Source organism: Aquimarina besae (assembly GCF_042434905.1).
Classification (GTDB): Bacteria; Bacteroidota; Bacteroidia; order Flavobacteriales; family Flavobacteriaceae; genus Aquimarina.
The window spans coordinates 2211646-2224029 of record NZ_CP170199.1 but is presented as its reverse complement, the minus strand read 5'-3'; the positions used below and the strand labels follow the sequence as shown (position 1 = coordinate 2224029).

The 12384-nt window shown below is 34.8% G+C and carries 5 protein-coding genes; 3 read left to right on the top strand and 2 right to left on the bottom strand.

The window, feature by feature from the left end; genetic code table 11:
• Positions 1-8: 8 nt before the first annotated feature.
• The 3 genes from ACE94K_RS09655 to ACE94K_RS09645 are packed head-to-tail and all read left to right on the top strand — an operon-like array spanning position 9 to position 4905.
• Positions 9-2057, top strand: coding sequence for a tetratricopeptide repeat protein (locus ACE94K_RS09655; RefSeq protein WP_378183453.1), 2049 nt, complete (start codon positions 9-11; stop codon positions 2055-2057).
• Positions 2058-2069: 12 nt separating this feature from the next.
• Positions 2070-4286 (top strand): tetratricopeptide repeat protein, encoded by a 2217-nt coding sequence (locus ACE94K_RS09650; RefSeq protein WP_378183450.1) that lies wholly within the window; start codon positions 2070-2072, stop codon positions 4284-4286.
• Complete coding sequence (locus ACE94K_RS09645) at positions 4261-4905, top strand: response regulator (protein WP_378183447.1); 645 nt, start codon at positions 4261-4263, stop codon at positions 4903-4905. Before ACE94K_RS09650 ends, ACE94K_RS09645 begins: the two co-directional genes overlap by 26 nt.
• A gap of 73 nt (positions 4906-4978) precedes the next feature.
• Here ACE94K_RS09645 and ACE94K_RS09640 read toward each other — a convergent pair whose 3' ends face one another.
• Positions 4979-5905 (bottom strand): PorP/SprF family type IX secretion system membrane protein, encoded by a 927-nt coding sequence (locus ACE94K_RS09640; RefSeq protein WP_378183444.1) that lies wholly within the window; start codon positions 5903-5905, stop codon positions 4979-4981.
• Between the two features lie 3 nt (positions 5906-5908).
• Positions 5909-12043: a gliding motility-associated C-terminal domain-containing protein gene (locus tag ACE94K_RS09635; RefSeq protein WP_378183441.1), complete on the bottom strand. Its 6135-nt coding sequence runs from the start codon at positions 12041-12043 to the stop codon at positions 5909-5911.
• Positions 12044-12384: the final 341 nt, after the last annotated feature.

Sequence of the window (12384 nt, the reverse complement as noted above, 5' to 3'; positions counted from 1 at the left end):
ATCAAAAGATGGCAGAATTAATACCTTTGACTATGCCAAAATTATTACACAACATAGTTTTGTATTTTTTATTTATGCTTTGCATGACTGTTACTTCTCAAGTAAAGGATAATAACATTCCACCTTCTTTTGAAGAAGATAGTCTTTTCTATAAAGAAAAGGCGACTATTATAAAAGCTTACGAAGTTTTCAATAGCGATCAAAATCATAAAATCCCAAAAATTGCCCATCATTTACTAAAAACTGTTAAAACCGAATACGCAAAAGCAAATGCTAATTTGTTGCTAGCCTACTTTTATAAGAACAAAACTTTGATTGATTCTTCTAATTACTACGTGGAAGAGTCTTTAAAATATAATACAACAGATAATGATTCTATAAATATTAGAGGAAAAATTGCTGCTTACAATATACTAGGAATCAATTATTTATCACAAGGACTGTATGAAGAGGGTAAAAAATGGCATCAAAAGGGTATTACTTTAACAGAAAAGTACAATGAAGAGGATTTTTACTATACCCATCTGCACGGATTGGCAAGAACCTATACAGAATTAAAAAACTACGAAGAAGCCTTACGACTATACAAAGAATGTCTTTCTTATAAAGAAGACCCGGAAATTGTATACGGAAGTTACATTAACATAGGAGATATTTACACCAAACTAGGTGATTATGAAAACTCTAACAAGTATTTGAAAAAAGCAGAAAAACTGGCATTAACTGAAGATACAAGTATTGCCCTATCTATTATTGCTCTAAACTTAGCAGAGAATTCTAAGAAAACCCGGCAGTATAACTCTGCTATCAATTACTACCAGAAATCTATAGAAATATCTGATAAAAAAGACTTTAAACAAGTCTCATTAGAAGCAAACATAAATTTAGCAGAAGTATTTGTGATCCTAAAAAGATACAATGAAGCCGAAACAATACTCCAAAAATCATTATTAAAAGCTAAAGAACTAAAACTTGCCACCAAACAAATTCACATATACCAGGCGCTTTCAGAAATTGCCGTAAGAAAAAACAATTATAAGCGAGCTTTAGAGTATAATGTTTTGCATAATAAAATGGAGGATTCTATCAATCAGCTTCAAAAGAATAAAGAAATAAGCGAAATTGAAGTGAAATACCAAACCTCTCAAAAGGAAAAAGAAATCAAACTTTTATTAGCAGAAAATTCCAATAGAAACCTCGAATTAGAATTAGAAAGAGAAAAAGCAATTCGAGAAAAAGGATTTAAGAATATCATTTTATATTCATTTCTAGCACTTTTAATCCCTATTATTGGATTACTTGTCACCTATTATCAAAAAATAAGAGCGCAAAGCGAATTAAATCAAAAACAAAAAGAAATCAGCGAACAAAAAATAGCTTCTCTATTAAAAGATCAGGAATTAAAAGTTATCAAAGCTTCTGTAGAAGGACAAGACAAAGAAAGAAAACGCATTGCACAAGAATTACACGATAGTATAGGGGGAAATTTGGCGGCCATCAAACTTCAGCTAAATAATGCACCTAATAAAAATGAAGGTATTCTAAAAAAAATCAACCCACAAATTGATAATACCTATGAATTGGTTCGCAATCTATCGCATAACCTAATTCCGAAAAAATTTGGTAAAAATGGCTTTTGTGATGTTTTGGAAGAATATTTTAACAATATCGGAAGTGCCAGCAATTTAAACACCTCTTTTAGTGCATATCCCAGAGAGGAAATTGATAGCTCTCAGGAAAAAGTAAAAGATGAAAGTTTTAAGATTATTCAAGAATTGATCACAAATAGCATCAAACACTCTGAAGCTACTTCAGTTGAATTACAAATTAATCTTGTAGAAAATACATTGAATATAATGTTCGAAGACAATGGAAAAGGTTTTGATACTGATAAAAACAAAGATGGTATTGGATTTAGAAATATAAAAAGCAGACTTCAAAATGTTTCGGGTAGTTTATATATTGATTCCAGAATACATAGAGGTACCATTATAGATATTTCTATTCCTGTCGATACCAAAAGAAACAGAGATAAGATACTAATATCAGAAGGTTAAACATCTTAATCAATGAAAACAATTAAACAGATCATACCAAATTATGTAAAAGCTACTGCGGGATTGCTCTTATTGATGATTTCTATATCTGTCCAAGCACAGATCGATGGAAAACGAAAATTTCCTTATCCTAATAAAAGTGAAAGAAAAATCATCGATGAACTGAAAGCCTTAGCTGATATTCCTGAAAAGAGAGAAGAAAGTTATCAAAGAGCACATCAACAACTAAGAAAAAATGCGGTCAAAAGTGATCGGTTCAAAGCGGATTTGAGTTTAATCTTATGCTCGTATTTTAGAAGTGTTTCTCAGATAGATTCTATTAAATATTATGCAAAAAAAATAATAGAGTTAAAAGATTTTGGCAATGACACCTTAAAAAATAATATTCACGGACTTGCAAGCTTTACGCTAGGTCAGGCTAACAGCTTAACGGGGTTACCAGAAAAATCAAAAAAATGGTATTATAAAGGGATAGAACTCTCGCAAAAATATAATGACAAACGTGTTTACTACATCAACTCATTTGGGTTGGCAAATATTTATATAGCAACTGATGAGTATGATCAGGCTTTGGAATTACTGGAGAAATGTCAGGAATACAAAGAAAATAAGGAACTGGTTTTTGGCTCTATCGTAAATATTGCAAACATATATGGGTATCAGGAAAAATTTGACAAAGCGATTGAATATTATGAAAAGGCTAGAGAAATTTGTGAAAAGGATAATGAAATCAGCTGTATAGGAACCATTTCTGTAAATATGGGGATTACCTACAAAAAACTTGGAGAACTAGATAAATCTCTTGTTGCTTTTGATAAAGCTTTAGGGATTGCCAAAATGAACAAGTTTGACCGAATGCTTATTATCGGAAGTGTTGAAAAAGGACGTCTTTTGAACGAATTGAATAGAAATCGGGAAGCAGAAGATATTATGTTGGAAGGTTTAGAGGTAGCCAAAAGGATAGGATTCTTAAATGAGCAAGAAAAAATTTACCTTCGGTTAAAAGAGATTGCTATTTCTGACAATGATTACAAAAAAGCTTTAGACTATTATGAGCAATATGATAAAGTTAGCGACTCTATGCAAACGCTTGATAAAGATAAAGAAATTAATGAGCTGGAGGTAAAATACAAAACACTTCAAAAAGAAAAAGAAATACGATTTTTACAAATTGAAAACACCAACAAACAGTTGGAGCTAGCAAATCGAGAAGAAGCCATACGAAACCTGAAACTCAAACAAGAGATTGAGCATAAAGAGAATGAAATTGAAAAGAAGGAAAGTGAAAATAAAATTTTGGCGTTTCAAAACACCACCGAAAAAGCATTGAATGACAATATTATTTTAAAGAAAAATCAAGAACTAAAAGATGCACAGCTTAAGATTCAACGTGATGAAACCACTAGACAAAAGGTCATTAAAAATATTATATTATACTCTTTTCTGATCTTACTTATACCTGTCATTGGGCTATTGATTACTTACTATCAAAAAATAAGGGTACAAAGTGAACTGAGTATAAAACAGAAAGAGATAAATGAACAGAAAATATCTTCTCTTTTAAAAGATCAGGAATTAAAAGTTATTAAAGCCGCCATAGAAGGACAAGATAAAGAAAGAAAACGTATTGCTCAGGAATTACACGACAGTATTGGAGGCAATCTGGCAGCAATAAAACTTCAATTAAACAATTCTGAACATAAAAACAAAACTGTTCTTAAAGGGATAAATTCTCAGATTGATGATACCTACGAATTAGTTCGTAACATTTCTCATGATCTGATTCCGAAAAAATTTAGTAAGAACAATTTTTGCGATGTGTTAGAGGAATATTTCAATAATATTGGCGGAGCCAGTCAATTAAACACCTCATTTAACGCATACCCAAGAAAAGCAATCGATCTTTTAGAGGAGACATTACAGGTTGAGACTTTTAAAATCATACAAGAATTAGTAACTAATACAATCAAACATGCCAAAGCATCAACGATTGAACTACAGTTGAATTTAGTAGAAAATGAATTAAATATTCTTTTCGAAGATGATGGCGTAGGCTTTGATCAGAAAAAAGATGCAGAGGGCATTGGATTTAGAAATATAAGAAGTAGATTAAACAAGATATCCGGAACCATAGATATCGATTCGAGAATAAAAAGAGGAACTATTATTAATATTGAAATAACCAACGTAATTACAACCAGAGATGAAGTACAACCTAATTATAGCTGATGACCATAAAATGTTTTTAGATGGATTGCTAAGCATTCTAAATTCTGAAAATGACTATAATATTCTTCTAACAGCTAAAAACGGAAAACATATTGCTAAATATTTAGAGATCAATCCTGATGAAAAAATAGATCTGATTATAACAGATATTACGATGCCTGAGATGGATGGAATTGCTCTTAATAAGATTATCAAAGAGAAAAATTCAAAAATAAAGACATTGGTGGTAAGTATGCATAACAATGCTGATATGATTGATAATCTAATTGAACATGATGTAGACGGATATGTACCAAAAAATGCTGAAAAAGAAGAACTTCTAAAAGCTATACAAACCATATTAGGAGGCGAAAAGTATTTTTCTCGTGAGATAAAAGATATCTATATGGAAAATAAGTTTTCCAAAAAAAAGAATGAAGAAGTAAAACTTACACAAAGAGAAATTGATGTGATCACATTGATTGCGCAGGAATATACCACTCAGGAAATTGCTGATAAATTATTTTTAAGTAAGCATACGATAGAAAGTTACCGAAAGAATTTGATTGCTAAACTTAACGTAAGGAACCTCGCAGGTTTAACTAAGTATGCTATCAAAATGAATTATATACAGCATTAGTGTAAGATTACACTTCTACCTGAGACTTCTATCTTAAATTTCTGCTATAAGGCTTAGATAAAATGTCGTATTATCATTCGTTGCTGAAACCATTACCGAAACGATAACTTAATATGATCCCGTGAGTATTATTTATAGGAGTGTTTCTTAATGTTTGATTATAATTATAGAGTAATCGCCAATGATTAAACAAATAAAAACCTGCTAAGAAATTGATAGAAGTACTAGTTCTGTATCCTACCCCAGCCTCCATTTTGTTTTTATAATTTACAGTCAAATTAAGATCTGCCTGTATCGGTGCCCCGGAAACGTATTTTACAAGCACATTAGGCTTTATCATTACCTCTTGAAAACGAGATGTAAAAAACCTGTAACCCATATATCCATAGTACGGATTTTCGAGTTCTACATTATCATCGGAAGCCAAAGAGTTCCCCAAAATATTTGCAGCAGAAAAACCTATATAAATATGCTCTCTATTATATAAAATCCCAATTCCTACGGTAGGAATAGTGGTATTGATATTATTCTCAAAATTAGGATCGTTTTGTATTCCTAACTCTAGTAAGTTTTCGTTATAAAGCATCACTCCCCCCGTAATTCCGAAAGACAATACATTTGGGTTATAAGACCACCAGCGGGCACGGTTATAATTATGATCAAAAATAATCTTATATGCATAGGATGCAAATAAACTAGTAGCTGTGGTAACTCCTATCTTATCACTAGAAAATCCAGCACCTAAGCCAACATTTCGAGAATTTAGAGAAGTATTGAAGGTTAATCCTATATTTTGTGGACTTCCTTCAATTTGATTTAAATATCCCCTATTGGTAAGGGTTACATCGGTATTAGGATAAAAACCTGCATGTGCAGGGTTAATGACCACTGCATTGTAATCGTAATTTGCAAAAACCGGAGTTTGCTGACCATAAATTTTGCCTAATAAAAGTCCGTTTGATAGTAAAACCACTATCAATGATATATAGATTTTTTTCATGAATTAGCGTTTTAAAACAAGGAACCCTGTTGATTTTTTTAGATGGTTGGCACCCTCTGTTCTGATATTAAAGAAATAAGTTCCTTCAGGTAAATTATCCGCTCCAAGGCTTCTCTTTCTGTTAGCGGTTCCGCTAAACACCCTCGAAGTATTATTATAACCATTGATCTCAAAAACCAGGTCCCCCCAACGATTATAAATAGATACTTTATTGTTCGGATAGTTTTCAATACCATCAATTTCCCAAAACTCATTGATCCCATCTCCGTCCGGAGAAAAACCATATCTGGTTTCATCTTCAGGTAATTGTTCTACAAATACAGTAAGTGTATCCTCGGCAATACATCCATCATCGCTTATAAATGTAATAGTGTACGAAGTGGTCTCTGTCGGACTTGCGATTGGATCAAAAATCGTGGCGTCGGTAAGACCCGCCTGAGGAGACCATAAAACTGTTCCCGAATCTGGAGTTTCTGCGTTTAATTGCACTTCTTCTCCCTCAGTTATTTCTTCATCATCACCAGCATTTATGGTAACTGAATCAATATTTAGCCTAAAACTACATTGGGAACCATTACCGCTGGCATCCGTGGCTGTTATGGTAATTTCAACCCCTTCTAAAAACTCAGTTCCGGGTGCTGGTACTTGTACGATTTCAGGATCAGGATCTATATTATCTGTTACTGTTACCAAAGTCGAATAATCCGGAATTTCAGTGGTACGGCAGGAAAGAACCTGATGAGATAAACATATGATAACGGGTGCCTCTGTATCGGGAGAAGCAGAAACTATCATTGAACAACTATTAGAGTTCCCACTAGTGTCTGTAACGATAAACTGTATGGTCATTCCATCCACAAAGCCAGTTCCGGCTACGGGTATTTGTTCAACGACTGGATTTGTATCACAATTGTCAATTACCGAAACCAAATTGGAATAATCCGGTATTACAGATCCTACTGCTAATATTTGATCTTGTGGGCAATTGATTATTGGTGCAATTGTATCAGTTATGATTATAATCTGAACAACATTAATACTATTACCTGCTGCATCTGTAATGCTATACGTTCTGATTACTTGCCCGGCTACGGAAGTATCGTCACTTACAAAAGCTACTGTTGGAGTTCCACAATTATCAGACGCATCCGTAACCACAGAAATATCAGGAGCCGGAATATCAGACTCACATTCTACAATAATCGATGGTGGATTACTGGCTGTCGGTGCTGTGGTATCTTCTATAGTAATAGTTTGAGTTACATTGATACTATTACCTGCTGCACCTGTAACGCTGTACGTTCTGATTACTTGACCGGCTACGGAAGTATCGTCACTTACAAAAGCTACTGTTGGAGTTCCACAATTATCAGACGCATCCGTAACCACAGAAATATCAGGAGCCGGAATATCAGACACACATTCTACAGTAATCGAAGGTGGATTACTGGCTGTAGGTGCAGTAGTATCTTCTATAGTAATAGTTTGAGTTACATTGATACTATTACCTGCTGCATCTGTAACGCTGTACGTTCTGGTTACTTGCCCGGCTACGGAAGTATCATCACTTACAAAAGCTACTGTTGGAGTTCCACAATTATCAGACGCATCCGTAACCACAGAAATATCAGGAGCCGGTATATCAGACGAACACTCAACAGCAATTGATGGTGGATTACTGGCTGTCGGTGCTGTGGTATCGTTTATAGTAATAGTTTGAGTTACATTGATACTATTACCTGCTGCATCTGTAACGCTATACGTTCTGGTTACTTGCCCGGCTACGGAAGTATCATCACTTACAAAAGCTACTGTTGGAGTTCCACAATTATCAGACGCATCCGTAACCACAGAAATATCAGGAGCCGGTATATCAGACGAACACTCAACAGCAATTGATGGTGGATTACTGGCTGTAGGTGCAGTAGTATCTTCTATAGTAATAGTTTGAGTTACATTGATACTATTACCTGCTGCATCTGTAACGCTATACGTTCTGGTTACTTGCCCGGCTACGGAAGTATCATCACTTACAAAAGCTACTGTTGGAGTTCCACAATTATCAGACGCATCCGTAACCACAGAAATATCAGGAGCCGGAATATCAGACGAACACTCAACAGCAATTGATGGTGGATTACTGGCTGTAGGTGCAGTAGTATCTTCTATAGTAATAGTTTGAGTTACATTGATACTATTACCTGCTGCATCTGTAACGCTGTACGTTCTGGTTACTTGCCCGGCTACGAAAGTATCATCACTTACAAAAGCTACTGTTGGAGTTCCACAATTATCAGACGCATCCGTAACCACAGAAATATCAGGAGCCGGTATATCAGACGAACACTCAACAGCAATTGATGGTGGATTACTGGCTGTCGGTGCTGTGGTATCGTTTATAGTAATAGTTTGAGTTACATTGATACTATTACCTGCTGCATCTGTAACGCTGTACGTTCTTGTAATAATTTCCGGATTGCTATTGCCATCACTAACATCACTTATAAACGCTACTACCGGCGGTTCCCCACTATTATCTGCTTCGTCTGTAACCACTTCGATATCGGGATCAGGTACCTCGGATGAGCATTGTACGTTAATAGGATCTGGATCGCTTGCAGTTGGATCTTCGGTGTCCGCTCCATCCACAGAAACTTCAAAAGTACATTGACTTTCCTTACCAGAATTATCTGTAACTGTAATTGTAACAGTTGTATTTGCTGTTATAATAGTTCCAATTTCAGGGTTCTGGGCTATCTCAAGGTTACTGTCACAATCATCTGTAGCAGTAACAGAACCTGTATAATTAAGTAAACTAGAGCCAGATGTTATATCCTGATTACCAGGACAAGAAGTGATTTGCGGGGGTTCAATATCCGGATTGTCCTGCCCAAAAATCGTAAATATAGTAGGAGCAGGAGCATCTACATCATACCCAAATGAAGTTTCATATTTTCCAATAATGATATCATCTATATTGTCATTATTAACATCTCCGGCATGGCTTACTTTAATGCTTCTTCCCTCTCCCAAATCCAATCTAATAGAGGTCGTCGCTACTGATGAGGATAAAAGGGATACAGAAGAATCCCAATTATTTTTTCCATATAATATAGAGACCGAACTAAACAATTCAATGACCAAATCGTCTATTCCATCATTATTAAAGTCCCCGGCATATTTACAATCTCTAATTGAATTATCATCAATAACAAAACCATTGACGCCATCTAATGCACTTAGATCAACAACTGCTGGTATTGTATTTCCTCCAAAAACTATAAATTCATTTCCAACCACTAGATCCTGAAATCCATCATTATTAATATTCCCGGCACGTGAAACTTGCGCGGACAAATTTCTACCTGGAAATTCTACTGCAAATCCGTTAGTTCCATCTAGTGTTGACACTTCTACCAATGCTGGAATGTTATTCCCCCCATATATAACATATCTCCTGGCTCCTAAATTTCCTGAAATAGCTATATCATCAATCGCATCACCATTTACATCTCCTATTCCAGCCATTGCAGTACCTCCACTACCTGTGGCTTCCTTAAAACCTCGTATAGTAAACCCATTACTCCCATTAAGCTCATTAACCCTAAGAATTGCCGGAAATGTTTCGGCAGAATCAATACCATATATTATATAACAGTCACCAGTTACACTTCCTGAGCCTGATGTGATAATTGCAATATCATCCCTACCATCGCCATTTATATCACCCAAATTATCAATTACTCTACCTGCATTTTCAAAGTTATTAATCCCAATAATTGTAAAACCATTACTACCATCTAAAGTGGATATAAAAAATTCTCTTGAAAAACCAGATCTTTGACCAAAAATAACATAAGTATACCCCAACTCAGACCCTAAAGTAGTTTTCCTCGCAGGATCACTAACCATAATATCATCCACACCATCACCATTTAAATCTCCGGCACCACTTACAGAAGCTCCTGTTCTTGGTTGACTTGTAAATGGTGTGTCATTTCTAATTATAAATCCATTTGAACCATCTAAAAGACCTAAATTAATGTTAGGAGGAAAGCCCATATTTGTTCCAAAAACAATATATGCTGAACCCTCTCTTGTTATTCTTTGATTATCGTAGGGACCATCGAAAGAGGAATCTATACCTGTCGTTCCTATAATAAAATCTTGAATACCATCCCCATTTATATCTCCTGCATTATCTACATCAAGATCTTCTCCTCCGCCTGCGCGCCCCATAGCAAACTCTCCATACATTACTATACCGTTTTCTCCATTAAGATCACTTACATTAAAAGAACGCGTACTACAATCAATAGTTGAGGATGTTGTTTTAATAGAAACCAAAAAACTACAGGAATTAGTATTCCCAGATTTGTCAGTTACAGAAATAGTTACATCGGTATCACTGGTAATTATAGTTCCCTGAGGAGGAATTTGCATAAAAGTAAGTTCTCCTTCGTATGTGCAATTATCATTAGCAGTACCAAGGAAAGAAATATAATTAGGCAAAGATGAATTAACATAAAGCTGTTGATTTGATGGACAGCTTATAGATGGACTTTCTGTATCACCTAGGTCAAAAGTCCCACCGTAAAAAATGTATGCTTTACCATTTTCTGATATGAAAGATGAACTTCGAATAGCTCCTACTGTAAAATCCGAAATTCCATCATTATTAAAGTCCCCTAAATCACTTACTGCATGTCCAAAACGCTGTCTAGCAAACCTTTCATCTTCAAAAATCTGGTAGCCAACCGTACCAAAGATATCATCTGCATTTATAATATCCGGGTGTGCTGAAGAACCGAAAACAATATAAACTCCTCCACGGTTAGCCGCTCCTCCACGTGTCGCAGAAACTATGATATCTGTAATTCCATCATCGTTGACATCACTTAGACCATCTACAGCATATCCGAGGTTATTAGATGTTACATTTGAAAAAAGTTCAAATCCATCATCTCCTCTTATAGTAACACTGTTAGTACCATTTAAATCCGAAACTGTAAGCAATGAAGGAAAAGAACTTCTACCATAAATTACATAGGCTTCTCCCAGATCTCTTATATTCCTTATCCCATTATTATAATCTTTCCTTGGAGAGCCTATAATAAGATCCGTGATGCCATCGTTATTGAAATCTTCTGCGGTACCAACCGAAAAACCAAAAGTTGCGCCTTCTTCTACCCCAACAATAGAAAAACCATTACCTCCATTCAACATATTCAAATCAACGGATGAAGAAAATCCTGAATCATTTCCATATACTACGCATATTCTACCTACATTAGTTATTACTCCTTCATCATAATTTGGAAATCCTAATATAAGATCATCTATACCATCATTATTCACATCTCCTGCATTACTTACCTTTGTTCCAAAACCAGAAGACTGAGCAAACCCATTAATAAAAAAACCATTATTTCCATCCAAAACTGAAACGTCTAGGCTACTAATTGATGAATTGCCAAAAATAACATAAGAACGACCTGAATTGGAAAAAATGACATCATCTGATGGAGCAGCAATAATAATATCATCTACCCCATCGTTATTAATATCTCCAATACGACTTAAAGCATCACCGAATTGGTCTCTTTCTATATCGGATGAAATAATTATCCCATTGCTCTCGTCTATATCTGCTTCTTCGTATACAGAGGAAAATCCTGAATTTGATCCGAAAATGACAATTACTTTACCAATACCCGATGAAATAGGTACACCTATCATAACATCATCAATTCCATCTCCATTTAAATCCCCTGCCCCATCAACCGATTTCCCTAATTGACTATTTGCGCTAGTTCCTCGAATTATAAATCCATTAATCCCATCTAATGTAGATGGATCAAAAGATTCAATATTTAATCCAGATGCCCCAAAAACCACATAAGCTTCACCAACATCTTCTAAAATGTTGTCTACTGCGGGAGCTCCTATAATGACATCTGCTATTCCATCTCCATTTACATCGCCAGCATCTTTTACAGAAAATCCTAAATCATCCTGAGCATTAATCCCGTTCACTATTAAACTATTTGCGCCATCTAAAATAGACAAAGGTAATTCCGGACATCCTTGTTGACCAAAAGATGAACATACTGTACATAGCATCAGTACATAAGTCAATTTGAAGATCTTTATAAAATAAACAAACTTAAATATGTTTTTCCTTATCATATAGTTAGTTATAATTTAATTTGCAGGAACAAAATTAACCTCCTGCAGATTTAATATAACCACCATAAACCGTAGTTTTAGCAAAAAGGCACCCCCCCTGTATTCAGGGTGTTTTTTTCTAATAAAGTACTATTTGCAATAATGAACTTGTCTGACTTAACTATTATTTTTTATGTCGGATAACTTTAGAAAAACATTTCTCTCACTGTTTTCAGGGTGCTCATTTTCACTTAAAAGGGTGTTCTCTCCGGCTTAGATATAACTCATCTTTGTACTGTAGTTTTTGATAA